The sequence below is a fragment of the Rhizobium favelukesii genome, assembly GCF_000577275.2.
Lineage (GTDB): Bacteria > Pseudomonadota > Alphaproteobacteria > Rhizobiales > Rhizobiaceae > Rhizobium > Rhizobium favelukesii.
On the sequence record NZ_HG916855.1, the window covers coordinates 1,871,624 to 1,894,533 of the forward strand.

Genomic DNA, 22,910 nt, shown 5'->3' on the forward strand with positions numbered 1-22,910 from the left:
CTGGCGCCATGATTGACCTCACGCATCTGACAGGCCGGCATTTTCGGCGAAGGCTTCGAGCTCGGGATCAAAGTCGACCTCGACGACATTGTTGAAGACGGCTGTCGCGAGCATGATGCCTGCAAAGGCGACGAGATCGACGAGCGTCTTGCCATCATAGCGTTCCTTCAGCTTCTTCCAGATCTCGGCGGGAATCGCGTTGGAATCGGCAACGATTGCCTTGCCGAAGGCATCGAGCAGCGCCTCTTCTTCGGAGTACAGCATCGCGTCCGGGTTGAACCCGGCATTGATCAGCGCCCGGCGAAAGAAGGTGATGGCGATCTTCGATTTTGCCGCTTTCGAAATGGCATGCGAGAAGATCCAGATCGGCCGATCCGCGATTGCCGAGAGTTCGGCGCGCAGCGTGAACCATTCGGCGTAGATGCGATGGGCTGCGGGTGAATGCAATAACGTCCGCTTCATGTTCGTCATGCGCCCGCGTACCCTCACCTCCTCGTCATGTGCGGCACGGATCTCTTCTGAAGCAGTGGCGTAGTCGATCTGCGGGATATGGCTCATGGCATGCTCGTTCGATGTGGCTAGGGCTAACCGGCGTCTGCGAGATACGGAGGCTTGGCCGACTCCAGCTCGAAGCCGTCTTCAAGAATTCTTGCACAAGCTTGCTAACCCATCGGCTCGATGCGGACCAGATATATCAGGAGATCCCAGCTGCGTTCTTGACAATAAGGGGTCACGAGGAGATGATGAAACCGGTTTCACTCTCATTTTTGGAGAGATCGTGCGGCTCGACCTGTCGATTCTCTTGCCCCATCTCGGCCTTCTCGCGCAGGGCGCCCTTTTGACGGCAGAGACATGTGCCCTTGCGCTCGCCGGCGGCGGCATCATGGGCGCTTTCGTGGCGATCGCGCGAACATCCTCGTCTGCACTCCTGTGGCGGATTGCGTTCCTCTACGTGGCCGTCGGTCTGCTCTATTACGCCGCCGCCAAGCTGGTCGCCTCGCTGGGGTCGCGCTTCGAAAATCGCCTTCGCGCCCACAGCGCCTGGAGGGGGCTCTGACATGATCAAAGTTGAAAACGTAAAAAAGGCCTTCGGCCATACCACTGTGCTTGACGGCGTCGATCTGACGATCGCGCCCGGTGAGGTCGTCTCGATCCTCGGCTCCTCGGGCTCCGGCAAATCGACGCTGATCCGGTGCATCAACGGCCTGGAGAAGCTGAACAGTGGCCGGATCATGGTCGACGAGTTCGATGTCGGCAAGCCTCGCGAGCTCGCGGAGGCTCGCAAGCGCTCCGGCACGGTCTTCCAGCTCTTCAACCTCTATCCACACATGACGGTGCTCGGCAACATCACGCTCGCACCGATCGAGGTGTTGAAGAAACCACGCGCCGAGGCGGAAGCGACGGCGCGTGCCCTGCTAAAGTCCGTTGGTCTCGGTTCCAGGGCCGACGCCTATCCGGCGCAGCTCTCGGGTGGTCAGCGCCAGCGCGTCGGCATCTGCCGGGCGCTTGCCATGCAGCCGCGCTATCTGCTGCTGGACGAAGTGACCAGCGCGCTTGACCCGGAGATGACGGCGGAGGTGCTGGCGATCCTTGCCAAGCTCGCGCAGGACGGCACGACGATGTTGTTCGTCACGCACGAGGTCGAGTTCGCCAGGCAGATTTCCGATCGCATTGTCTTTCTCGACAACGGCAGGTTGCTGGTCGATCTGCCAACCAAAGAATTCTTCGCCGCCGAAGGCGGCATGGCGCGCCCGCGCGTTGCCCAGTTCCTTTCCAAGATGCGCAAAGAATAGAGGTCTAGATGCTGCTATTGGCCAATAAAGAAGCCTGGCCGGGCTTTCCGACATGCGTGGAGATGCTGCGCGACGGTGCAATCAGCCTTGACGCGATGGTCGCCGGGATCAGCAAGGTGGAGAGGGAAGTCAAGGTGCGCAGCGTCGGTTATGGCGGCTGGCCGAACATGCTTGGCAATATGGAGCTTGATGCCGCCGTCATGGACGGCAACACGCGTGAGGTCGGTACCGTTGGTGCCGTTCCGAATACACTGTCGGTCGCACGCCTTGCCCACGAAGTCATGAAACGCCTTCCACACGTCATGCTGACTGGTGACGGCGCTCGCCGTTTTGCCACTGAAATCGGTTTCGATGAGGATGACGTGCTGTTCGAAGACAGCAGGCGGGTCTGGTGGAAACGGCTGGAAGAGGAGCTGTCGCCGGAGGACCTCGCGAAATTCCCTGACATTGCGCTTGCACCGCTCAGCCGCGCCATCACCGATCCGGAGCGCGTACGCGATACCACCGTCTTCCTGTCAGCCGATCCGAGACGCGGCACCCATGCGGCGACATCCACGTCAGGCTGGGCGTGGAAATATCCGGGTCGCCTTGGCGACAGCCCGATCCCGGGCGCCGGCTTCTATGCCGACAGCCGCTATGGCGCAGCCGCCTGCACGCATACCGGCGAGATGACGATGCGCTGCTCGACAGCGCGTACCGTCGTACTGGCGATGAAGCTCGGCTATTCGCTCTGCGATGCGGTGAAACTCGCCGTTGATGAGCTTAATGAACTCTCCGCTGGGTTCCTGGCCGGCGTCGTCATCCATGCGGTCGACGCCAAGGGAAACCATGAGGTCGTGAATTTCAGATGCGAGGGCGAGATTCGCTACTGGCTCTGGGAGGACTCGATGCCCGAACCGGAATTGCGGACAGCGAAGCTGGCATAATCAAAAGAGGGAATGAACCATGAAGCGCATTCTAGTGACCCTTGGCCATTACGGCTGGCTCAGCACTTCCGTCCTTCGCCGGGATGATCGACGATATCCGCTTGCGGGGCACCGTTCGCATCGGCGTGTCGCTCGGTGGCGAGCCGATTGGCTTCCGTGACGCGCAGAACAATCCAGTCGGTTACGACGTCGATGTCGCGACGATGCTTGCCCAGAAGCTCGGTGTGCCGGTCGAATTCGTCGACGTGTCGGGTGACGCCCGGATCTCGATGCTGGTTTCGGGCCAGATCGACGTCGCCGTCGCCAACACTTCGGCAACGCTCGAGCGTGCCAAGACGGTGAACTTCACCATTCCCTACAATCGCGCCGGCCTGCGCGTCATCGTCCAAAAGAATGCAGGCATCAAGGACCTGAAGGAAAAGAAGGTCGTCGTCGGTCGCGGCACGACGGGTGAGAGCTTCCTGAAGATCGCAGTTCCCGATGCGCAACTCGTCTACGTCGATCAGTTTGCGCCCGATGGCGTGCTGCAGTTGCAGCAGAAGCGCGTCGACGCGGCAATCGAAGATTCGTCACTGCTCGACTATCTCGCAACCAAGAACCCGTCACTTGTCACCCTGCCGGGCCTCTATTCCAACGATCCGATCGGCATTGCCGTTGCCAAGGGCGACCCGGAATTCGTGCGCTGGCTCGATATGTTCGTTTCCGACTACATCCAGTCTGGGGCCTATGCCGCAAATTACACGAAGTGGTGGGGTGCGGGCTCCAATCCCCCTGCCCTGAACCCTCAGTGGTAACATGATTGCGGGCTGCCTTCGGGCGGCCCGTTTTCATTAGGCCGTCAGGCGTGGAACGAAACGCGTCGGCACGGTGACAGGCGGCTGACCCGGCCTGAAATTGCCGGGACTGGCAACGGATTCGACGATATATCGGACATAGAGCGATTTATCGTAGCCGATCGACGATATCGGATAGGCGTCGAAATCGGTCAGCGACAGATTGTCAAAGCCATAGAGCCGGAACCGCGACGGCCGGCCGCCGGGAAAATCGGTCCGGCATACGTCAAGAATGCCCATCGCCATCGCATCGGATGTGCAGAAGACGGCGTCGGGACAATCGGCATCGGCAACCGCCTTGGCTGCGGCATGTCCGCTTTCATAGGAATAATCACCCTGGACCGTTTTAAGCAGATTGATCCCGTAACGCGAAAAGGCTTCGTGAAACGAGCGGATGCGTGCCTGCTCGACCAGAGACGACGCGCGCCCTGTGACGAGCCCGGCGGTCCGCACGGTCTTCGACGCGGCATCGGCGACGGCTTCGGCGATGCCGGCATGCTCGTCCGGGATGATCACTGGCGAGAACTCGTCGTGAAGGCCGTTCAGCATGATCACATGATCCGAGCGGAACATGCGACGGACGGTGGGTGCGTCGGCAAAATCGGAAAACACCAGCGCGGCATCCACATGGTAGGCGACACCATTGCGCAGGAACTCCTCCACGCGTGCGACCGAGCCAATGCGGATCAGGATGACCTGCTTGCCGATCGTCTGGACTTGATCAATGAGCCGGTCAAAAAGATCGAGGTCTGAGAGATCGTGAATGTGGTTGACGACGACGGCGACGAGATTGACCGTCTTGGTGGTCAGGCTCTGCGCCAAGAGGTTCGGCTTGTAGCCGAGGCTTGTCGCGGCGGCGATCACGCGCTCCCGCTTCTCGGACGACACCGGGCGCGGTTCGTTGGAAAGCGCCCGGCTTGCGACGGCGCGCGAGACACCGGCCAAGCGCGCCACGTCGGCAATCGTGGGAGGACCACCGCTGCTTTGGTCGTGATTCATGATCGTGAGCTTTCCACCTTCGAAGGTGTGATACCGCAGTGTCGTGTCTTTCGGCTATGCTAATCTTTCGCTTCCTGGCCGCTGGCCCACTACCACACACGGTTTTTGTGCTTTTCATCTTTGTTTGACTTTCGTTCGGTTGGAGGAACCGCATGCCCATCACCCTTGCGCCTGTTGCCTTGCCGGATTTAGGCCCCCTCTTGACGCAGCCGCAAATCCCGTCGGCGACGTACGCAGCGCGAGCAGACGCAGCCTTGCAAGCTGCCGGCACCGACTGGCTGGTTGTCTATGCCGATCGCGAGCACTTCGGAAACATCATGCATCTCTCCGGCTTCGAGCCGCGTTTCGAGGAGGCCCTCCTGCTTCTTGGTCCGGGCGGTCGTCGCGTGATCATCACCGGAAACGAATCCGAGAGCTATACGGCGATTGCCGGTCTTGGCGGCATCGAGGTGCTGCGCGCGCAGACTTTCAGCCTCATGGGACAGGACCGCAGCCAAAACCCGCGGCTAAGCGATCGGCTGCGCGATGCGGGAATCAAGGCCGGGGATTCTATCGGCCTGGTCGGCTGGAAATATCTCTCGGCTGAGGAGGACGACGAGTGCGCCCAGAGCTTCTTCGTTCCGCATTTCATCGTTAACGCACTGGGCCGATCGATTGGTCATTCAGCGCAACTGATCGACGCGACGCCCGTGCTCATGCATCCGGAGACCGGCCATCGCGCGATCGTCGACGTCGATCAACTCGCGGCCTTCGAATGGGCCGCCGTGCGCTGCTCGCAGGCGCTCTTCAGGGTCGTTGCCGGTGTTCGGGTGGGAGATACGGAATTCGAGGCTCTGGGTCGCCTCGGCTATGAAGGGGACCCGGTAAACGTCCACACGATGTTTGCCTCCGTCAGCGAAGGCGAGAACATCATCGGTCTGCGGAGCCCGACCGCGCGCCGCCTGAAGAAGGGAGATGGCGTAACGACGGCACTCGGCTATTGGGGAGCGCTGTCTTCCCGCGCCGGCCTCCTCACCGATCATGACGAGGCATTCCTGACGCCCGCAAAGGCCTATTTCGAAGCCTTGATCACCTGGTATGAGACGGCACATATTGGCGTGACCGGCGGCGATCTGTTTTCCGCGGTCACCGAGAAGCTGAAATCGGCGGGCCTCAAGTCAGCGCTGAACCCCGGCCACCTTGGCAGTCACGAGGAATGGCTGCATTCGCCAGTACGGCCCGGCTCGATCGAGCGCTTGCGATCCGGCATGCCGTTCCAGGTCGATGTCATCCCGGTGCCGATGCCAGCCGGTTGGGCCCTCAACTGCGAAGACATGGTGGCCTTTGCGGACGCCAAGCTGCGCGAAGAGATACGCCAACGCTATCCTGATATGCATGCGCGCATTGCCGCGCGGCGCCGTTTCATGTCAGACAAGCTCGGTGTGGCGCTCTCCGACGACATCCTGCCGCTCTCTTCCACGCCGCTTTATCTGCCACCATTCTGGCTGCAGTCAGACAAGGTTCTCGTCCGGGAATGATCAGACGCTTTTCGTTTGTCAGCGGCAACATCGTTGCCGTCCTCAACGTCTATCGAACGCATCAGTTTGCCCATCGCCCGGAGGCGCTCGACAAGGTCGCTGCCGTCAACGGAGGCGCGGGCAAGCTCGAGTTGCTGATATTCGCGTGCCGCTTGCTGCCAATGGTCGCCGCTGCGACCCTCCGGCCGCCCTTCGGCTTCCCAGAGCCCATAAGCGCGCTGATTGATCCAGTCGTCCTTATTGCGTGACATGCCAACCCCCAGCCGTGAAGGAATGTATCGTCTTCTTCAGGCTGACAAATCGGCATTACCGAGTGGTTACCGCAGTGCGGAAATTTTGATCTGCTGTTCGATATATTTTCCGCCGATCAGGACCGCTTCAACGCGCGGCGGCGTTCGGCGATCTCGACAATGATCCCGTCGGGGTCGCGAAGGAATGCGACCCTGTCAAGCATTTCCGAGTTGACCGCAGGGCGTGGCCTCTCCCTGATCTCGACGCCTGCCGCTTTCAACGTCGCAAAGCTTTCGTCGACGCTTTCGACAAGGAAGGTAACATGCAGGACGCCTGATGTGGCCGGCGGCAGGTCAGGGGCACGCGCCGCGCCTGCGGGCGGGGCGAAGATCTCCAGCATGCCGCCGCCGGCATCGAGGAAAGCCACTTCCGTGCCATTGGCCATGGTCTTGCGCAGATGAAGGCGCAGGCCGAGAAGGTCGCAATAGAAGGCAAGCGACCGCTCCATGTCGCCGGTCACCATGCCGACATGCTCGAAGCCTTTCACCATTTTCGCCTCAGGCCCCAGCGGCCTGGCGTCGCTCTTCTTCCGGCAGCCAGGAATGGTAGAGCGGATGATCCGAGAGGATCGGCAGTTTCGTCGGCACGCCGGTGCGCTGCGAATGATAGGCGGCAGTGACAAGCTCAAGCGAGTTGCGGGCATCTTCCAACGTCACCGGCGGCTGGCCGCCGGTCGTCAGCGCATGGTGGAAGAGTTCGAACTGTCTGGTATAGCCGTCTTCCTTGACGACATAGCCGGCAAGTGCGTCATCCACGCGCTTCTGATGTGCCTCCGTGCCGGCAATGAAGGTCCAAGGGTCGCGACCCATCGTGTAGGGCTCGACAATACTCTCGACGACGAGATCGGAGAAGCAGAACCGCAGACGAGAGATCTCCTTGCGGGAGCCGAGCGTCATCGACAGCGTCGCCAGCGAACCGTTCTTCATCTTCACCGACAATGCCGCCGTATCCTCGACCTGGATCGGATTTACCAGCGTCGCCCCGTAGGAGAAGATCTCGGCACATGCGCCATGCACATAGTTCAGCATGTCGTGCGCGTGGATTGCGTGGCCAAGCAGGCCGCCACCGAACTCGGTCGCCCATTTTCCCCGCCACGGGACGGCATAATAATCCGCGCCGCGCCACCAGTGGGTCTCGATCGTGGTCAGGAACGGAGTGCCGGTTAGGCCGAGATCGATCAGCATCTTCAGTTTCTGGAGTCCGGAACCATAGCGATACTGGAAGATCGGCATGAGCCTGGGGCCCTCGGCGCGCGCGACGATACGGGCCATCTCGTCCACTTCGGCGATCGAACCGAACAGCGGCTTTTCGCAGATGACGTGCTTTCCGGCCTCGATCGCCTTGCGGCACAGTGCGAAGTGCGAACCTGGCGGCGTGCAGATGTCGATGATGTCGAGATCGGAGCGAGCAATCATCGTCTCGGCATCCTGCGTGTATTCTGGAACACCGAACTCTTCGCAAAGCGCAGCGCCGCGGTCCTCGTCCAAAGAGCAGACAACAGCAACGTCAAACATTTCCTTGTTCCAGGAAAAGCCAGACAGGTGGCGCGAGGCGATTCCCGCTCCGATGACGCCGACGCGAAACTTCTTGGACATGGTGGCTTCCTCAGCGATGACCCAGGCGCGCGGCCCTTGATTGTGCTGCGAGCGAAAGGCGGCAGACCTCGTAGACATGAGCCTGGGTCATCGCCGTCTGGCTGCGCTCGCGCACGTCGGCAGCAAAGGCATCGAAATAGTCGAGCCTCTCGCCGCTGCAATCGATGTGCGTCATCTCCTTGCCGTTGACGAGGAACAGGTGGTCCTTGCCGGGGCGTCCGGCGATGTCGATATACTTGCGCAATTCGATATAGCCGTCGGTACCGAGAATAGTCAGGCGGCCATCGCCCCAGGTCGGCAGCGCTTCCGGCGTGAACCAGTCGACGCGCACGTAGCCCGAGGCCTTGTCCGAACGCAGCAGGACTTCGCCGAAGTCCTGGAAGGCGGGCCTGTCGGGCATCCCGAAATTGCCGACCGAGCTTGCCACGACCTCGCCGCTCGTCGAACCCGTATAGAAGAGAAACTGGTCAACCTGGTGCGAAGCGATGTCGACAATGATGCCGCCGAATTTTTCCGGATCGAAGAACCAGTCCGGCCGCGTCGGCAGTTGCAGCCTGTGGGGTCCGATGCCGAGCGTCTGGATGACCGTGCCGATCGCCCCGGCGTTGACGAGCTTGCCAGCCTTGACGGCTGACCGCACGCAATGACGCTCGGAAAAGCAGATCGAAAAGATGCGGCCGGTCTCGGTGACAGTCCGCTTCACCTCTTCGAGCTGAGCAAACGTCGTCACACCGGGCTTGTCGGTCATCACGTCCTTGCCGGCCTTCATGGCGCGAATGGCCAGGCCTGCGCGGTCACGAGGGATCGCAGCAATGCAGATGACGTCGATCGACGGATCGGCGAAAATCGTCTCGCGGTCGATCTGTGGCGCACCCGGATAGGTTCTCTGGAAAGCTTCCAACAGCGCCGGCACGGATGTCTGCGGGCAATAGCCGACGAATTCTGCACCGGCCGCGAGCAGGCCCTTCACGTGATCGAACGTGTGTCCATGATCGATCCCGACGACCGCAAATCTCAACATAACAGCAATGCCTCCTCGGAAGTTCCTCGCGCCCGCGTTTGAGTCTTTGGGCGATCTCCTGATGTCGAACAGACAGCGAAACCTGGAGGCTGTCAAGCTTGGATGGATGGCTGTATACCCGGTTATTCCTCTTAAGATAATGATATTGCTTAGTAAACACTTGTATCTAAATAGTTATTTAATGGGTCGGCCGGTTTTTTGAGGCACCCCGCTTGCATAGTCGTGACCTGACCCTTTCAAGACCTTCCGGAGCCGAATTCTCTTCTGGGAAGCCGACATGGGCCGGAACCAGCAGTCGTGACCCTAAGCGGAAGATCATCGACACGGGTAACCGGCTCTACTAACTTGATGAACCACCGGTTGCCGGCTTCATGCGGACGCGGCGTGCTACTCTGCCAACAGAGGGAATCATGCAGATTATCGATCATAACCTTCAGCCGACAGAGGAGTGGCGTCCCGGCGTGTTGACCAGAATGCGCGTTTCTGCGGTCACCGAGGCAGCCACGCTCTGCATATTCGAACAGTGGGTCGCACCAGGAAGTGGCACACGTACTCACACCCATCCCGTCGAGGAAGTCTTGACCGTTCTGGAAGGCCAAGCCGAGCTGTGGTTGGATGATGAACGAGAAACAGTATCGACGGGACAATCAGTCATCGTGCCGGCCGGCAGCTGGCATGGCTTTCGTAATACCGGAAGCGCGACATTGCACATGCAGGCCATACTGGCCGCGCCAACCTTCGAGGCCTCTTTCGAGGGGCAGCCGGAAGTGACGAGGCATTGGGCTGCCGCAAAAGCGTAACACCCGCCGTCTTGACGACCGGAATGGGTCGAACTTGTGTAAAAACGCCGCGCCTGGCTCCAATCTGATCCGTGGATCGTGTACTGTGACGAGACGTCGGGATCGGAGATCAGCGGATATGGGCGAGGAGGGCTTGGCTGAAATCTCAGCCCGATATATTCGCTTCGCCGATACGGAGGCTCACGGTCGGTCGCCGCTATACGAGGAGTTGGCTCGTGCGGTCGCTGGGGACCGGGAAACACTCGGCTTCCTGTCGACCCTCCCGGACGTGAAGCGGCAACCGAACCTTCTGCTCGCCGCGGTGCGTCACCTGTTCGGCACGCCGACAGGATGGAACGAGTTTCGCCAGGTGCTTCAGGCTAATGCCGACGCTATCCGCTCACTAATGCTCGAGCGCTCGACGCAAACCAACGAGCCGGGAAGGTGCGCCACATTACTCCCCGTACTGGCGCGCTTGCCGCAGCCGCTGGCCCTCCTGGAGGTCGGGACTTCCGCAGGCCTGTGCCTCATGCCCGACCTCTACAGCTACGATTACGGGCGCAAGGCGATCCGCGCACCCGCGATGGCCGCGGAGCCGCCTGTCTTCCGATGTTCCGCCAGTGAGACAACGCCGATGCCTGCGGCCGCACCGCAGGTCGTCTGGCGGGCAGGACTGGACCTGAGCCCGATCGATGCTTCGGACCCCTCGCAAGTCGCATGGCTTGAGACGCTGGTCTGGCCAGAGCAGACGGCGCGGCTCGCCAATCTGCGGGCGGCCGTAAAAATCGCTGCCACGGTCAAGCCCCGAGTGCTGAAGGGCGACCTGCGCGGCAGCGACCTAGTGCGGCTCTGCAGCGAAGCTCCAAAGGATGCTACCCTCGTCGTCTTTCACACAGCCGTCCTCGACTATGTTTCCGACCCCGCAGACAGAGAGGCTTTCGCTGAGCAGGTGATGCGTCTCTCTCCCTATTGGGTATCGAACGAGTTCCCTCGCGTATTCCCGTGCATCGCCACGTGCGCCGGAAAAAGCCGGCCGCCAGGCCGCTTTCTCCTATCTGTGAACGGCTCCCCTGTCGCTTGGACCGACCCGCATGGCGCCTCGCTCGAATGGATCGCGGACGAGGCGTAGGCGGCTGGCAATGACAACGTCTCCAAACCGCTCGCCAGAGGTCAGCTATACGTTCCGACTCGAGCCGTTGCGCGAAGGGCAGCTTTGAGGGAGCGCCATGAAGGTCGCCTTATGGCGCGTCCCGCTGGTTCAGGCACCTGAGCCGCAGAACGGCCGAAATGAGCGTCGCCCGACACCGCCGCAGCCACGAGGTAGCGGTCGAGCTGGGACGCGTGGCTGCTGGCGATCTGGCGACGGTCTCAGCGCTCATGCCTCAGTTGGCATCGCGATCTGGTTTGGCTGCGACGACGCTGACGAATTGCACGCTCATCTGTGCGAGCGCGACGTGCGGATAGCTTTCCCACCGAGGGACAATCCGTTCGGACGCTATTTCGCCTTCGTCGATCCATTTGGCTATACGATAACTGCGCATACCCTCTCAACAAAGTAACTGAAACGGCGTCCGTATTGCGCGATATTTCAATTTCGGTCACGGCAAGAAGGCGGTCCAGATGGACCCGCCACTGTTCCGCGTTCTCGCCAATCAGATACGAGTGATCGGTCTGAGCCGACCGACCACCCCTTGGCGGGAAGCGGACCCTTTGGGTCTAGGTGCATGACATGCCAACAGGCTGTTAGCGTCGACCGAGGCAATCCTATCGAAGGGTGGGGCCGGACCCCTAGAAAGCGCAGACAGCCAATGACCGCAATTGGACCTCGAGAAAGCGCGTCTTAATCAATGTCGGTCACCGCGATGCGGCCAGCATGACGTCCGCACCGTCCATGACATAGGTCGCATAGCGATGGTCGCGGATCAGGCTTATCTTTTGCCCCAGCCATTCGAGCAGCATGAAATATGAAGGACCGCCCGACGGTTCGGCTGATACCAGCAATATCTCCCGGCCTTCCAGCCAAGCCGGTTCGATCCTGACCCGCGGATATTCGGCATAATAGGTGAAAAATCGACCGACGTCGGCGGCACCAGAGATTTCCGGCCGTCGCGCCTGACGAAGCCGAACATCCTGCGCCAGCATGCGACGCAAAGCGTCCCAGTCTCGGGCGTTGAAGAGCGCTGCAAAGTTCAGGACCTCGGGACTCGGCGGTGGCGGAATCTCGGACCGTACGTTGGAGATGGCGCGCAATCTCGCCCGACCGCGCGACAGATGGGCCTTGACGGCATCGACACTCAGTTCCAGCAGCGCTGCGATGTCCGCAAGTGACTCTCCCAACACATCCTTGAGGATCACCGCGCTGCGTTGCGGCACCGGCAATTCTGCAAAGTGGCTCAGGGCGACCCGCACCGCGTCCTGCTGGATCAGCGCGTCCTCCGGACCGACGACGCTGATATCGGCCAGATCGAAAGCCATCTCAAGGGGCTCCGATCGGAGCGTACTGCGCTGGCGCAAGGCATCTATGGCTCGATTGTGGACAATGCGAAATAGCCAGGGTCGCAGCGGCGTGCCCGGAGGGATCGAGCCAGCCGTCGCAAATACCCTGGCAAACGCGTCCTGAATCACATCCTCGCCGTCGATCACCGAACCCACCAGACGGGCAGCATAGCGGTGCAGTTCGGGGCGAAGCGCGTCCGCTTCCCTGGCCAGGGCTACGAGCAGAGTTTTCCTCTCTTCGTCTTCGAGAGCAGCGTCTTGTGTCATTCGATGACCGTCACACCCGTATCCCCACGCACCGCGTAGACCACGGCCTCGGCGAGGCCCGTCCTGCCGATCAGGTCGGCGACCATATCGCCAAAAGCCCGCGGCGTCATGTCTGGCCAGGTGGCGGCCTGTTCGGCGAATGTCCGACCCGCCGCCGCGGCATAGGCCGCGATGCCGGTATCGCCCACACCGGTACCGGCGAACATCTGCCGTGGAACGATGACCCGGAAGCGCAGACCCAGGCCGAGTTCCGCCGACAGGCCCTCGGCATATTTTGCAATGAACCACTGCGCGCGCTTGGCTCCCGCATAACCGCCCGATAGCGGCGACCCTTGCACGGCGGCTCCGCTGGAGACCAGGACGACAAGCCCGCCCGGCGTCATCGGCAACGTCAGAGCAGCCTGTATCCAGTGCAGCGCGGCCTTGACGTCCACATTCCAGTTGGTCGTGAATGCCTCCCAGCCAATCCGGTCGATCCGTTCCATGGGCGGTTCCACACCAGCATTCATGATGACGAGATCTGGTCGCGTCTGCTCCATGATCCGCCATGCCGCGTCGACATCGGTTGCATCAGCCGATATGGCGGTGACGGTCGATTGCTCGCCTGGCCCCTGCACGGCAGCCGCGTTTCGGGCTACCACGGTGACTTCGGCCGCGCGAACCACAAATGCTTCGGCGAGCCCCCTCCCCAAGCCGCGGCTCCCGCCGACAACCACGATTCGCTTTCCTTCCAGATCCATCTCTCAGTCCTCATTTTGGTCGGATTCGACCGCTCGACGACGGTCGCAACAACGACGTTCCAACGAGGTGAAAAGAGTCATCGCCAACAGCGATTTGCGGAGGCCAGCGTCTAAAAGTCTGACTCGGCCGAAATTCGACGGTGATCGATTTCGGACTAGAACGGATCAACACAGACCAGCGAGTACGGCTTGATCCTGCGATGCCCACTTCGTGGACAGACACAACGGAGGTCTTATCTTGGTGGCTTTGGTGATGTTCCCAGGACGGCAGCAAACGGCAACTTCGCGCCGCGAAGCCGCCGTCGCTCTCCCCTACGCTGGTGGCAATTGCTACCGGATAGCGGAAATGTGTTCGCAACAAGTCTCAACTAGAAATCATGCCCGAACCACGGTTGGCGGAATCTTCGACCACGCCGGAATCACCTGCTGGATCCCACATCGACACCATCAACGCGATCGACGACGGCCTTCACAGGCGAGCGCGAACCGGCGTTCAACAGTTTGGCACGAGGAATGCATGGTATTCTTCACAGGTTCCTTTGTTTGGAGGGAAAATGATGGCCTTGGATATCGATATCGTCAGCGCCACCGGACAGCTCGAAGCAGCCATTCTCGATGTTACCACGACAGATTCGGACATCCTCGTCCACTCCAAGTCGATGAAAGCAAAGGCAAAATTGCTTCCGCAGGTTCTGGTAAAGCACTATCCGGAGCTTTCCTTGATCGAACGCGAGCTGCGCGGCGTGTTCGAAGCCTGCTCGGACGCCGTTGATCGCAAATCGGTCAATCCGGTGGTCGTAAAAGCGGCAATCTCCATCGCGGAGGAATATCGACAGGTTATCGAAGGCCTGAAGCGCCGCAATTAGCCGCGCGAACAACAGCCGGCCCATTTCCGTTCGGCTGTCACAAGCGCGTCCAGATCAGCGAGACACAGATCACCTTCATCGTGCAGCCGCGCATGTGCACCGTGTCACCCGTGAGTGTCAGCACACCCCTAAAGGTCTTCCTGCTCTCCGGCTCGATGATGGTTCCCGTGAAGTTGCCGTTGCTTCCCTGAAAAGAGCCGATGCGCTTGCCCGCATTATTGCCCGTTTTCATGGTAATGCAGTAACCTTGTGCGCATTCGTCGATTGCCGCGGTAGTGCCGACTTGTGTCTTCCAGGTGCCGACGACAGGCTCTTGAGCCCAAACGCTGAAGGCCACGAGCGTCATCGACGCCGTGATCAATGCCAACCGTTGCATGGTTTGCTCCCTCTTGGCGATAAGGGTAAGGCCGCTGGTCCGACCTAAAGCGTTTCACTATACGCCTCGAAAGCGCCACGCTCCAGCTTTCCTTGCTCTTTTCTGCCGCGCCGGTGAAGGCGCCCGCCCGGGACTGGCTCGTCGCAAGCCCCGGGCCCAGGTTGCTATCGCCTCAGGCTTCCAGCCACTCCACCTGTTCGGGGGTCAGCGTGATGTCGAGCGCCGAGAGGCTGTCTTCGAGCTCGGCAATCGTGCGTGGCCCGATCAGCGGAATGACCGGGAATGGCTGGGCGATCACGTAGGCGAGCGCGACGTGGATCGGGCTGCGAGCGAGCTTGCTGGCGAGCTCGATTGCGCGGTCGCGGCGTTGGAAGTTACGGTCGGAATACCAGCAGCGCACAATCTCCTCGTCGTCCTGCTTGTCGCGTCCGGCACGGTCGGTAAAGAAGCCGCGGCCCTGGCTCGACCAGGCGAAGTTCGGGATCTGCTTGGCATTCAACCACGTCTTCCACTCATCGTCGGAGGCTGCTACGCATCCGGCCCAGATCGGGTCGAGCATTTCGGCAAGCGAGAAGTTGTTGGAAAGGGCAGCCGGCGCCGTCTTGCCGTTCTTGGCGGCGTAGGCCGCGGCTTGCTCCATGCGCTCGCGCGTCCAGTTCGACCCGCCGAAGATGCCGCGGATTCGACCGCGTCTGACCTCTGCGTCCATGGCATCGACGAACTCGCCGACGGGAACGTCGGTGTTGTCGCGGTGCATGAAGTAGATGTCGACATAGTCGGTCTTCAGCCGGTTCAGCGACTGGTCGAGCTGCTTGGCGATCACATCCGGATAGCAAAGCGGCGAATGCGCGCCCTTGCCGATCAGCACGATCTCCTCGCGCGGCACCTTTCGGCTGGTGTGCCAGTCGCCGAAGATGCTCTCGGTCTTGCCGCCACCATAGACGAAGGCGGTGTCGAAGACATTGCCGCCGGCCTCGTAGAACGCGTCGAGGGTCAGCGATGCCGCCGCGAAGTTCGGGAAGAATTCGAAGCCGAGGGTGACGACCGAGGCAGGCTTGGAAATGCCGGGGATCTGCCGCTGCGGAATGCTATTGCCGCGTCGCACGAGGCCGGCTGCGACGTTTGCGGTTCGCTTGTCGGCCTTCTCGACCCCATATTCCAGTCCGATCGACGCGCGCCACTGATCGAGAACGCGCAGGTTTCCGACGGAATCGGCCCATCCCATGCCGGGGTGGCGGAATTCCTTTTCGCCCGCGCGGATCGCATCGCCGGCCGCATCCACCTCGAAGGAATAGAGCCAGCGATCTTCCTTGACCTCGACCGTCTGTTGCTCGTTGCCCTTGATGATCTCGATCCTGCCGACGCCACCCTGGTGGCCAGAGGCAAACCAGAAGTCCTTGACCTCGATGCGTCCCTCCGAACCGATGATGCGCAGTGTATTGTCCTGCTGCGCCATGATCGAGCAGGACACCTCGGCAATGATGCTGTTCGAAAACTTCAGCACGGCAGAGGCCCATTCATCGACCCCTGATTGACCGAGGTGACCGACGCCGGCGACCTTTTCCGGATCAAGAAACGGCTTGCCCTCGGCAGCACCCGCGATCAACCGCGCCATGGAGACCGGATAGCCGCCAACATCGAGGATACCGCCGCCCGCCGTCTCGGTGGCGAAGAGGCGATGGTCGGGCCGGAACGTGCCCATGTTGAAGCCGAAGCTCGAACGGATGATGCGCACCGTCCCGATGACACCGCTTTTGACCAGTTCGACGATCTTGGCCGTCTGCGGGTGAACGCGATACATGAAGGCCTCGCCGGCAAAGACGCCGGCCTTCCTGGCTTCATGATAGATGGCGTCAGCGTCAAACGCGGAAAGCGCAATCGGCTTTTCAACAAGAACGTGCTTGCCGGCGCGGATGGCCTTGATCGCCCATTCGGCGTGGCCGGTATGAGGCGTTGCGATATAGATTGCGTCGATCTCTGCATCCGCCAGCAGTGCATCATACCCTTTGACGATGCGGGCGCCGGGGAAGTTCTCGCCAAGCCCCGGCTTTTCCGGGTTGCGGGTGGCAATGGCAACGAGTTTTCCGGTGCGCGAATGCGCGATGCCGTCCGCAAAGGTGCGGGCAATCGTGCCCGGGCCGATAACGCCCCAACGGATCGGTTGGTCTGTGCTCATAAGGAGTTCCTCTTCATTGCATACGTCTTGGGATGAAGTTTGCCGTCAGCGCAGCCGATTGCCGTCGCTGTCGAACAGAAAGGTGCGGTTGGCGCTCAGGCCGACGGTCAGCGTGTCTCGGTTGCCGGCGGCGCGCGATTCCGGGCGCTCGATGATGAGTTGTTCGCCCGCTGCCGTTGTCGCGTAGATGTAGCTTGTGTTGCCAAGATGCTCCGCGACGTCGATCGTGACCGTGAGGTCAGTCTCACCCTGCCCGGCGTCGACGAAATGCTCCGGCCGGATGCCGAGCGTCACCTGCGCGCCAGGCACGATCGGCCCCCTCACCGGCATGGTGAGGCGGATATTCTTGTCGCCTGCAAGCGCAACCGTTGTGCGTGCACCGTCCTCTTCAAGAACCTCGGCCTTCAGGAAATTCATCTTTGGCGAGCCGACGAAGCCGGCGACGAACTGGTTGGCGGGATCGTCGTAGAGGTCGAGCGGCGCGCCGACCTGCTCAATGTTGCCGGCACGCAGGACGACGATCTTGTCGGCCAGCGTCATCGCTTCCGTCTGATCGTGGGTGACATAGATCATCGTCGTGCCGAGTTGCTTGTGGAGCCGCGAGATCTCGACGCGCATCTGAACGCGCAATTCCGCATCCAGGTTCGACAACGGCTCGTCGAACAGGAAGACCTGTGGTTCGCGCACGATGGCGCGGCCGATGGCGACGCGCTGACGCTGGCCGCCCGAAAGTTGTTTCGGCCGCCGCTGCATCAGCTCATTGATCTGCAGGATGTTGGCCGCGTGCTTGACGCGCTTTTCGGTGTCCTGCTTCGGGTTGCCGTTCATGCGCAGCCCGAAGCTCAGGTTTTCCTCGACCGTCATGTGCGGGTAGAGTGCGTAGGATTGGAAGACCATGGCAATGCCGCGGTCGGCCGGTTCCACGTCGTTGACGACCTTGCCGCCGATGTTGATCTCGCCGCCCGAGATATCCTCAAGGCCAGCGATCATGCGCAGCAATGTCGATTTGCCACAGCCGGACGGGCCGACGAAGACGACAAACTCGCCGTCCTCTACCTCAAGATTTGCGCCATGGACGATTTCCAGCGCGCCAAAGCGCTTGACGACATTTTTCAACGAAAGTTCGGACATCAGGCATTCCCCGATTATTTGACTGCGCCGGCCGCGATGCCGGCGATGAAGTGGCGCTGCAGGAACACGAAGACGACCAGGATCGGCGCCGTCAGCATCATGGCACCGGCCATGATGCCGCCCCACGATACCTTGGTGAGCCCGATCAGCGTGCCAAGCGCCACCGGTGCCGTCATCATCCCCGGCTTGGAGTTGATGAGCAGCGGCCAGAGGTAGTTGTTCCAGGAGTGCAGGAAGAGGATGATCGCAAGTGCCGCCATTGTTGGCCTTGCGAGTGGCAGGGCGATACGAAGGAAAATCTGCCATTCCTTGACGCCCTCGACGCGCGCGGCATCGAAGAGTTCCCCAGGCATCATCGAGAAGGCCTGACGCATGAAGAGCACGCCAAGCGAATTGAAAAGCGGAGGCACGATCAACGCGATCCAGGTGTTGGCCAGCTTGAATTCGCGCGCCACCATGATGAACTGCGGGATGACGACGACGGCAAAGGGCAGTGTAATCGTACCAAGAATGATGCCGATCACGACCGACCGCCCGACGAAGCGGTAGCGCGCAAGTGCCCAGCCGGCCATCGAGGTTAGAAGCACCGACAGGATCGTGTAGATCACGGCAACGCCGATCGAGATCGACATCGCACGTATGAAATTTGTGTCGGCCTGCAGGTTCTTGAAGTTCTCGATGAAATTCGTAGACGGCCAGAGGACGATTTCGGGGCTGAATATGCCGAAATCCGACATTGTCGAGAAGACGAGCATCATCCACAGCGGAAACAGCCAGATGATGGCCAGCGGCGTCAGGACGGCGTGAAGAGCAATCTGCCGCAGCAGTAGCGATTGAGATTTCGATCTCATTTGGGCTCCCTTCCGATCCAGAGGTTGAACAGCGAGATTGCCACCGCCAGCGCCGCCATCGTGTAGGCGACTGCCGAGGCATAGCCGAAATTGAGCGAGCGGAAGCCCTCGCGATAAAGCAGAAGGCCAAGCGTTTCCGTTCCACCTCCCGGCCCGCCGCGATTGGTGATGAGGAATGGTTCGGTGAAGAGCTGCATCGTGCCAATGACCGACAGGATGACGCAAAACAGGATGATCGGTTTTAGAAGTGGCAGGGTGATGTGGAAGAACTGCTGTGACTTGCTGACGCGATCGAGCGTTGCCGCCTCGTAGACGTCGTCAGGAATCGATTGCAGGCCGGCGAGAATGATGATCGCGTTATATCCCGCCCAGCGCCAGGTCACCGCTATGATCACAAGGGCCATAGCAGCATTGGCATTGTCGAACCACGAGACGGCTGGAAGACCAACGAGGCTGACCAGCTTGTTGACGATCCCGAAGTCGAAGCTGAACATCAGGCGGAAGACGGCCGCATAGGCGACTTCGCCGACGACGACGGGCGCGAAAAAAGCAAAGCGAAAGAGAGGCCGCGCTTTGAGAAGCGGCGAATTCAGAAGTACAGCCATCACGGTGGCGATCGTGATCATGACCGGAACCTGAATGACCAGGATGATCAGCGTGTTGTAGAGCGCGTTGTAGAAGGCTGGATCGCCAACCAGGCGGCCCCAGTTTACTGAGAAGCTGAATTTCCATGGATTAACACGTGTGTTCTGAAACGAGATCAGAAACGAACTGATGATCGGCCATATCCAAAACGTGGCAAAGACCAAGAGATAGGGCGCAAGAAAAGCGTAGGCGTTCCGGTTCCGGATCGGCATTCTATTCTCCTCACAGACGAGACGAGCCATCCCTTTGGATGGAGGCCGGGCGCCAAGCGGCGCCCGGCATCGTTACTCATTTCGCAATGGGAAGGCCTGTCGCCGTGGCGATCTGGTTTGCGGCATCGTCGAGCGCGGCCTTGGCGTCGGGGTAGCCGCCGGCAAAGTACTTCGTCTGCGCCGCCCTGTAGATCGAATCAGCGTCCGTCTGGAACGCCGTGCCGCGGCTTGGAACAATCTTCGGCAGGGTCGAAAGGATGTCGGCCCAGACCTTCTGGTCGTGCCAATAGGGCAGTGGCTCGTTGACAAACGGGTCCTGGACTGCCGTCAGCAGCGACGGAACGAGGCCGAAGGACTTCAGCATCGTCACCTGGCCCTCGTTGGTGCCGAGTGCATAGTTGATGTAGGTCCAGGCTGCTTCCTTGTTCTCGGAATTGGCGGCGATTGCAAGCGACGAACCGCCGAGGTTTGCCGCATGCGGCCCATCTGCAGTCAGGCTTGGCATCATGTAGACGCCCCACTTGCCGGCAAGATCGGGCGAGCCGGACCGAATCGTGCCTTCATACCAGCCGCCATACATCTGGCTTGCCGCCTTGCCTGCCGTATTGGCCTGGATCTTCTCGTCCCAGATGGCTGCCGTCAGCGTGCCGGCGTCCTTCATCTGCTTGACCTTTTCGAGCGTCGCAACGCAGGCCGGCTGATTGATGGTGATCGTCTGGCCGTCCGTCGAGAAGTAGCCGCAGCCCTGCTCGTTGGAAATCATGCGGAACCATTCGCTGTCGCCGTTAAAGTCGGCTTGCGCCATGACGACACCGGGATTGGCCGCGGAGATCTTCTTGCCGGCCGCAATGAAGTCGTCCCAGGTCTTGATGCTCGACGGATCGACGCCTGCCTTTTCATAGAAGTCGCGGCGGTAGAAAACGGCGACCGGGCCGGAATCCCAAGGCATGGCGTAAGCGACATCGCCCACCTCAAGCTCGGTGCGCTTGAAGTCCGGGAATTTTGCCTGGATTTCTGCCGTATAGCCCAGATCCTTCAGGTTGGCGAAGCAGTCGGGGAAGCGGCTCCAGAAGATTTCCGCCTCGAAGTTCTCGACGCTGACGATGTCAGGCAGTCCTTCGCCGCCGGCAGCGCAGGCCGCCAGCATCTTGTCGAAGACCTGCTGGTTGCCGAGGTCTTCGACTGTGACCTTGATATCCGGGTACTGCTTGTTGAACCCTTCGAGTGTGGACTTCAGCGCCGATGCGGCGATGTTCCAGCTCCAGATGGTGAGATTGCCCGACTGCTGCGCGAATGCAGAACCCGAAGCAAGCAGCGCAACCATTGCGGTCGCACCGATAAGTTTGAAGCGCATTGAAAATCCTCCCTTTTCAATTGCCGTCCCTTAGCGAACGCGGCTAGACTATCTGGAAGGGAGCCGCTGTCTCCTAAAAAGGGAACATGGACTTGGCGGAAAGTAAGATCGGAAGGCGGGCTGTCTACCAGCCGGGAGCGAGCAGTATCGAAGGGTTGCCGACTGCCCTGCAGATGTTTCACAACCATCCACCGGTGATGCTGATGCCGCACTGGCACGTGCAGGTCGAGGTCAACTATATCATGCAGGGCAGCGTGCACTACCGCATGAACGGCCATCAGATCTCGATGAAGGCGGGCGACATGTGCCTGTTCTGGGGCGGCCAGCCGCACCAGATGGATGATTGCTCCGAGGATGCGATCTATGCCGGCGGGCACCTTCCACTGGTCTACTTCTTCCGTATGCGCCTGCCGATCAACATTTCCAGCCGGCTGATGAAGGGCGAGATCCTGTTCACCTCGGCAACCGATGCGGCCGACAAGGAGAATTTTCCGCGCTGGGTGCGCTACGCCAAATCCGGTGATCCGGCCAAGGCTCAACACGCTCTCGACGAGATGCTTTTGCGCGTGGAGCGAATCGCACTTGAACCCTATTCGCTGCTGCCGACGCTCGGGCCGACGGATGCCGATGACATAGAGCAATTCTATCCGCAGTCATCGCGCAGCGTCGCCCGCATGTGTGACTTCATCGCCGTCAACTTCCTGCAGGAAATCGATTCGGTCGATATCGCTCGCGCCGCCGACCTTCATCCGAAATATGCGATGAACCTGTTCAAGAAGACGACCGGCATGACGCTCAGCAAATATGTCAATCTCCTGCGCCTGTCGCGCGCGCAAGCGATGTTGATGAACGACGAGGCGAACGTTTTGCAGGTCGCGATGGATAGCGGCTTCGGCTCGATCAGCGCCTTCAACAAGTCGTTCCGCCATATCGCGGGCATGTCGCCTTCCGATTTCCGCCGCGATGCCCGCATGGTCACGCAATATGCGCCTTAGGCTATTGGCAGCCGCGCTGCCTCAAGGGTTTCGCGTCGTGGCAAACACAGTATAGACAAGCTCGGCGGAGGCAGATAGTTCGCGTTCCTTGAGTTTGATGAGGCCGAAACCTGGGACGGAGATGTCTCCCTCTATCTGCAGCGCCTTGACGAGACCATGCCGCTCGAGAAGGGCTGCCACGGGCTCGGCAAAGATGCCGAGCCGCTGGCTCTGCATCATCAGCAACATGGTCAAAAGCGCATCGGAAGTCGAAACGACGCTTGCCGGCACGATGCCATGGCGGCGGATGAAGTCATCGATGACCTGGCGAAGGAACGAGCCATGCGGCTGGAGCACCCAGCTCTGGTGCCTGAGGTCATCCTCGGTGACGACAGGCTTGCCCGAGAGCGGGTGATCGACTGCTACGATGACACGCAGCGTCTCCTGACCGACCGGTAGATAGTCGAACCAGAGTGGGTTCATGCCACTTGGAATGCGGCAGACAGCAAAGTCGAGCCTTCTGTTCAGCACATCCTCGAGCAGCACATCGCTGCTGCCAACGGCGATGCTGATGTCGATCGTCGGGTGGGTCTCGAAGATGCGCTTCAGGGCGGGGGCGACATAATCGGCCGCGGGCGTCATGATCGTGCCGAATGCCACGCTGCCGCCCTGCCCGGCAGCGGCGACCACCATTTCGTATTCGGCGCGTTGTGCTTCGGAGATCAGCATCTTGGCGTGGCGAACGATCACTTCGCCCTGAGGTGTCGGGACAAGGCCACGGTTGTGACGGTCGAAAAGCTGGTGCCCAGACATTTGCTCCAGCTCATTGAGGGTTCTCGACAGGGCCGGTTGCGAGATTCCAAACATTTCGGCAACCACGCCGAGTTTTCCGTGCTCGCTGAGCGCCACGAGCATCTTCAAGTGCCGCAGTCTGAAACCGTCCAATCCCACGATTGCCTCACTCGATATAAGATATTTGCATATCAAAATGCGAAAGACTGATTATACATTCCTGTATCGATCAGCTAAGTGCATGACAACAGCGGCGTCAAAGCAAGGAAATTCATC

General features: G+C 60.4%; 24 protein-coding genes and 1 pseudogene. 10 read left to right on the forward strand and 15 right to left on the reverse strand.

Features of this window, described 5'->3' with window-relative positions; genetic code table 11:
- Nucleotides 1-18: 18 nt before the first annotated feature.
- A complete protein-coding gene (locus tag LPU83_RS72405; RefSeq protein WP_024314576.1) occupies nt 19-558 on the reverse strand; it encodes a carboxymuconolactone decarboxylase family protein in 540 nt (179 codons plus the stop codon).
- A gap of 220 nt (nt 559-778) precedes the next feature.
- Between LPU83_RS72405 and LPU83_RS72410 the strand changes: the two genes are divergently transcribed.
- The 4 genes from LPU83_RS72410 to LPU83_RS72425 all read left to right on the forward strand — a co-directional run bounded on the left by LPU83_RS72410 (nt 779) and on the right by LPU83_RS72425 (nt 3,513).
- Nucleotides 779-1,057 (forward strand): hypothetical protein, encoded by a 279-nt coding sequence (locus LPU83_RS72410; RefSeq protein WP_024314575.1) that lies wholly within the window; start codon nt 779-781, stop codon nt 1,055-1,057.
- Between the two features lies 1 nt (nt 1,058).
- Nucleotides 1,059-1,793, forward strand: a complete 735-nt coding sequence (locus LPU83_RS72415) for an amino acid ABC transporter ATP-binding protein (RefSeq protein WP_024314574.1) — start codon at nt 1,059-1,061, stop codon at nt 1,791-1,793.
- 8 nt (nt 1,794-1,801) lie between these two features.
- The gene (locus tag LPU83_RS72420; protein WP_024314573.1) at nt 1,802-2,719 is read left to right on the forward strand and encodes an isoaspartyl peptidase/L-asparaginase; all 918 of its coding nucleotides are present in this window, start codon (nt 1,802-1,804) and stop codon (nt 2,717-2,719) included.
- An 83-nt stretch (nt 2,720-2,802) separates the two neighbouring features.
- Complete coding sequence (locus LPU83_RS72425; RefSeq protein WP_374046185.1) at nt 2,803-3,513, forward strand: transporter substrate-binding domain-containing protein; 711 nt, start codon at nt 2,803-2,805, stop codon at nt 3,511-3,513.
- Between the two features lie 36 nt (nt 3,514-3,549).
- Here LPU83_RS72425 and LPU83_RS72430 read toward each other — a convergent pair whose 3' ends face one another.
- On the reverse strand, nt 3,550-4,551 hold the full coding sequence (locus LPU83_RS72430) for a LacI family DNA-binding transcriptional regulator (protein ID WP_024314572.1): 1,002 nt from the start codon (nt 4,549-4,551) through the stop codon (nt 3,550-3,552).
- Nucleotides 4,552-4,703: 152 nt separating this feature from the next.
- On the opposite strand from LPU83_RS72430, the gene LPU83_RS72435 reads away from it, so the two are divergent.
- Entirely contained in the window at nt 4,704-6,068 is a 1,365-nt protein-coding gene (locus LPU83_RS72435; protein ID WP_024314571.1) for a M24 family metallopeptidase, read from the forward strand.
- On the opposite strand, the gene LPU83_RS72440 is transcribed toward LPU83_RS72435, so the two are convergent.
- From LPU83_RS72440 to LPU83_RS72455, 4 genes are all read right to left on the reverse strand, one after another.
- Nucleotides 6,017-6,319, reverse strand: a complete 303-nt coding sequence (locus tag LPU83_RS72440) for a DUF2934 domain-containing protein (RefSeq protein WP_082321376.1) — start codon at nt 6,317-6,319, stop codon at nt 6,017-6,019. The genes LPU83_RS72435 and LPU83_RS72440 overlap by 52 nt on opposite strands.
- 116 nt (nt 6,320-6,435) lie before the next feature.
- The gene (locus LPU83_RS72445) at nt 6,436-6,849 is read right to left on the reverse strand and encodes a VOC family protein (RefSeq protein WP_024314569.1); all 414 of its coding nucleotides are present in this window, start codon (nt 6,847-6,849) and stop codon (nt 6,436-6,438) included.
- A 7-nt stretch (nt 6,850-6,856) separates the two neighbouring features.
- Nucleotides 6,857-7,954 (reverse strand): Gfo/Idh/MocA family protein, encoded by a 1,098-nt coding sequence (locus tag LPU83_RS72450; protein ID WP_024314568.1) that lies wholly within the window; start codon nt 7,952-7,954, stop codon nt 6,857-6,859.
- A gap of 10 nt (nt 7,955-7,964) precedes the next feature.
- Nucleotides 7,965-8,975, reverse strand: a complete 1,011-nt coding sequence (locus LPU83_RS72455) for a Gfo/Idh/MocA family protein (protein WP_024314567.1) — start codon at nt 8,973-8,975, stop codon at nt 7,965-7,967.
- A gap of 410 nt (nt 8,976-9,385) precedes the next feature.
- Between LPU83_RS72455 and LPU83_RS72460 the strand changes: the two genes are divergently transcribed.
- The 3 genes and pseudogenes from LPU83_RS72460 to LPU83_RS72470 form a co-directional block, all read left to right on the forward strand.
- On the forward strand, nt 9,386-9,775 hold the full coding sequence (locus tag LPU83_RS72460) for a cupin domain-containing protein (RefSeq protein WP_024314566.1): 390 nt from the start codon (nt 9,386-9,388) through the stop codon (nt 9,773-9,775).
- 133 nt (nt 9,776-9,908) lie between these two features.
- Nucleotides 9,909-10,883, forward strand: a complete 975-nt coding sequence (locus LPU83_RS72465) for a DUF2332 domain-containing protein (RefSeq protein ID WP_331000932.1) — start codon at nt 9,909-9,911, stop codon at nt 10,881-10,883.
- A gap of 259 nt (nt 10,884-11,142) precedes the next feature.
- A pseudogene (locus LPU83_RS72470) lies at nt 11,143-11,313 on the forward strand (VOC family protein); the annotation flags it as partial.
- 295 nt (nt 11,314-11,608) lie between these two features.
- Here the strand turns inward: LPU83_RS72470 and LPU83_RS72475 are convergent.
- Both LPU83_RS72475 and LPU83_RS72480 read right to left on the reverse strand, forming a co-directional pair.
- Complete coding sequence (locus tag LPU83_RS72475; protein WP_024315183.1) at nt 11,609-12,517, reverse strand: RNA polymerase sigma factor; 909 nt, start codon at nt 12,515-12,517, stop codon at nt 11,609-11,611.
- Nucleotides 12,514-13,257 carry an SDR family NAD(P)-dependent oxidoreductase gene (locus LPU83_RS72480; RefSeq protein ID WP_024315184.1) on the reverse strand — a complete coding sequence of 248 codons (744 nt, stop codon included), beginning with the start codon at nt 13,255-13,257 and terminating at the stop codon, nt 12,514-12,516. The genes LPU83_RS72475 and LPU83_RS72480 overlap by 4 nt, the downstream gene beginning before the upstream one ends.
- A 554-nt stretch (nt 13,258-13,811) precedes the next feature.
- Between LPU83_RS72480 and LPU83_RS72485 the strand changes: the two genes are divergently transcribed.
- A complete protein-coding gene (locus LPU83_RS72485; RefSeq protein WP_024315185.1) occupies nt 13,812-14,123 on the forward strand; it encodes a hypothetical protein in 312 nt (103 codons plus the stop codon).
- 37 nt (nt 14,124-14,160) lie between these two features.
- Here LPU83_RS72485 and LPU83_RS72490 read toward each other — a convergent pair whose 3' ends face one another.
- From LPU83_RS72490 to LPU83_RS72515, 6 genes are all read right to left on the reverse strand, one after another.
- Nucleotides 14,161-14,499: a DUF2147 domain-containing protein gene (locus tag LPU83_RS72490; protein WP_024315186.1), complete on the reverse strand. Its 339-nt coding sequence runs from the start codon at nt 14,497-14,499 to the stop codon at nt 14,161-14,163.
- Between the two features lie 172 nt (nt 14,500-14,671).
- Nucleotides 14,672-16,675, reverse strand: a complete 2,004-nt coding sequence (locus tag LPU83_RS72495; RefSeq protein WP_024315187.1) for an aldo/keto reductase — start codon at nt 16,673-16,675, stop codon at nt 14,672-14,674.
- A 45-nt stretch (nt 16,676-16,720) separates the two neighbouring features.
- Nucleotides 16,721-17,806: an ABC transporter ATP-binding protein gene (locus tag LPU83_RS72500; RefSeq protein WP_024315188.1), complete on the reverse strand. Its 1,086-nt coding sequence runs from the start codon at nt 17,804-17,806 to the stop codon at nt 16,721-16,723.
- Nucleotides 17,807-17,820: 14 nt separating this feature from the next.
- Nucleotides 17,821-18,657, reverse strand: a complete 837-nt coding sequence (locus tag LPU83_RS72505) for a carbohydrate ABC transporter permease (RefSeq protein WP_024315189.1) — start codon at nt 18,655-18,657, stop codon at nt 17,821-17,823.
- Complete coding sequence (locus LPU83_RS72510) at nt 18,654-19,514, reverse strand: carbohydrate ABC transporter permease (protein WP_024315190.1); 861 nt, start codon at nt 19,512-19,514, stop codon at nt 18,654-18,656. Before LPU83_RS72510 ends, LPU83_RS72505 begins: the two co-directional genes overlap by 4 nt.
- Before the next feature lie 76 nt (nt 19,515-19,590).
- A complete protein-coding gene (locus tag LPU83_RS72515) occupies nt 19,591-20,868 on the reverse strand; it encodes an ABC transporter substrate-binding protein (RefSeq protein ID WP_024315191.1) in 1,278 nt (425 codons plus the stop codon).
- Nucleotides 20,869-20,954: 86 nt separating this feature from the next.
- On the opposite strand from LPU83_RS72515, the gene LPU83_RS72520 reads away from it, so the two are divergent.
- The gene (locus LPU83_RS72520; protein WP_024315192.1) at nt 20,955-21,863 is read left to right on the forward strand and encodes a helix-turn-helix domain-containing protein; all 909 of its coding nucleotides are present in this window, start codon (nt 20,955-20,957) and stop codon (nt 21,861-21,863) included.
- Between the two features lie 21 nt (nt 21,864-21,884).
- On the opposite strand, the gene LPU83_RS72525 is transcribed toward LPU83_RS72520, so the two are convergent.
- Nucleotides 21,885-22,793 carry a LysR family transcriptional regulator gene (locus tag LPU83_RS72525; RefSeq protein ID WP_024315193.1) on the reverse strand — a complete coding sequence of 303 codons (909 nt, stop codon included), beginning with the start codon at nt 22,791-22,793 and terminating at the stop codon, nt 21,885-21,887.
- Nucleotides 22,794-22,910 lie beyond the last annotated feature (117 nt).

What these genes read in the sequence shown, in the direction of transcription:
- LPU83_RS72420 (WP_024314573.1), top strand. Translation starts at nt 1,802, where the DNA reads ATGCTGCTATTGGCCAATAAAGAAGCCTGGCCGGGCTTTCCGACATGC.
- LPU83_RS72485 (WP_024315185.1), top strand. Translation starts at nt 13,812, where the DNA reads ATGATGGCCTTGGATATCGATATCGTCAGCGCCACCGGACAGCTCGAA.
- LPU83_RS72450 (WP_024314568.1), bottom strand. Translation starts at nt 7,954, where the DNA reads ATGTCCAAGAAGTTTCGCGTCGGCGTCATCGGAGCGGGAATCGCCTCG.
- LPU83_RS72490 (WP_024315186.1), bottom strand. Translation starts at nt 14,499, where the DNA reads ATGCAACGGTTGGCATTGATCACGGCGTCGATGACGCTCGTGGCCTTC.
- LPU83_RS72475 (WP_024315183.1), bottom strand. Translation starts at nt 12,517, where the DNA reads ATGACACAAGACGCTGCTCTCGAAGACGAAGAGAGGAAAACTCTGCTC.
- LPU83_RS72460 (WP_024314566.1), top strand. Translation starts at nt 9,386, where the DNA reads ATGCAGATTATCGATCATAACCTTCAGCCGACAGAGGAGTGGCGTCCC.
- LPU83_RS72445 (WP_024314569.1), bottom strand. Translation starts at nt 6,849, where the DNA reads ATGGTGAAAGGCTTCGAGCATGTCGGCATGGTGACCGGCGACATGGAG.
- LPU83_RS72440 (WP_082321376.1), bottom strand. Translation starts at nt 6,319, where the DNA reads ATGTCACGCAATAAGGACGACTGGATCAATCAGCGCGCTTATGGGCTC.
- LPU83_RS72435 (WP_024314571.1), top strand. Translation starts at nt 4,704, where the DNA reads ATGCCCATCACCCTTGCGCCTGTTGCCTTGCCGGATTTAGGCCCCCTC.
- LPU83_RS72415 (WP_024314574.1), top strand. Translation starts at nt 1,059, where the DNA reads ATGATCAAAGTTGAAAACGTAAAAAAGGCCTTCGGCCATACCACTGTG.
- LPU83_RS72405 (WP_024314576.1), bottom strand. Translation starts at nt 558, where the DNA reads ATGAGCCATATCCCGCAGATCGACTACGCCACTGCTTCAGAAGAGATC.
- LPU83_RS72480 (WP_024315184.1), bottom strand. Translation starts at nt 13,257, where the DNA reads ATGGATCTGGAAGGAAAGCGAATCGTGGTTGTCGGCGGGAGCCGCGGC.
- LPU83_RS72500 (WP_024315188.1), bottom strand. Translation starts at nt 17,806, where the DNA reads ATGTCCGAACTTTCGTTGAAAAATGTCGTCAAGCGCTTTGGCGCGCTG.
- LPU83_RS72455 (WP_024314567.1), bottom strand. Translation starts at nt 8,975, where the DNA reads ATGTTGAGATTTGCGGTCGTCGGGATCGATCATGGACACACGTTCGAT.
- LPU83_RS72505 (WP_024315189.1), bottom strand. Translation starts at nt 18,657, where the DNA reads ATGAGATCGAAATCTCAATCGCTACTGCTGCGGCAGATTGCTCTTCAC.
- LPU83_RS72495 (WP_024315187.1), bottom strand. Translation starts at nt 16,675, where the DNA reads ATGAGCACAGACCAACCGATCCGTTGGGGCGTTATCGGCCCGGGCACG.
- LPU83_RS72425 (WP_374046185.1), top strand. Translation starts at nt 2,803, where the DNA reads ATGATCGACGATATCCGCTTGCGGGGCACCGTTCGCATCGGCGTGTCG.
- LPU83_RS72520 (WP_024315192.1), top strand. Translation starts at nt 20,955, where the DNA reads ATGGACTTGGCGGAAAGTAAGATCGGAAGGCGGGCTGTCTACCAGCCG.
- LPU83_RS72430 (WP_024314572.1), bottom strand. Translation starts at nt 4,551, where the DNA reads ATGAATCACGACCAAAGCAGCGGTGGTCCTCCCACGATTGCCGACGTG.
- LPU83_RS72510 (WP_024315190.1), bottom strand. Translation starts at nt 19,514, where the DNA reads ATGCCGATCCGGAACCGGAACGCCTACGCTTTTCTTGCGCCCTATCTC.
- LPU83_RS72515 (WP_024315191.1), bottom strand. Translation starts at nt 20,868, where the DNA reads ATGCGCTTCAAACTTATCGGTGCGACCGCAATGGTTGCGCTGCTTGCT.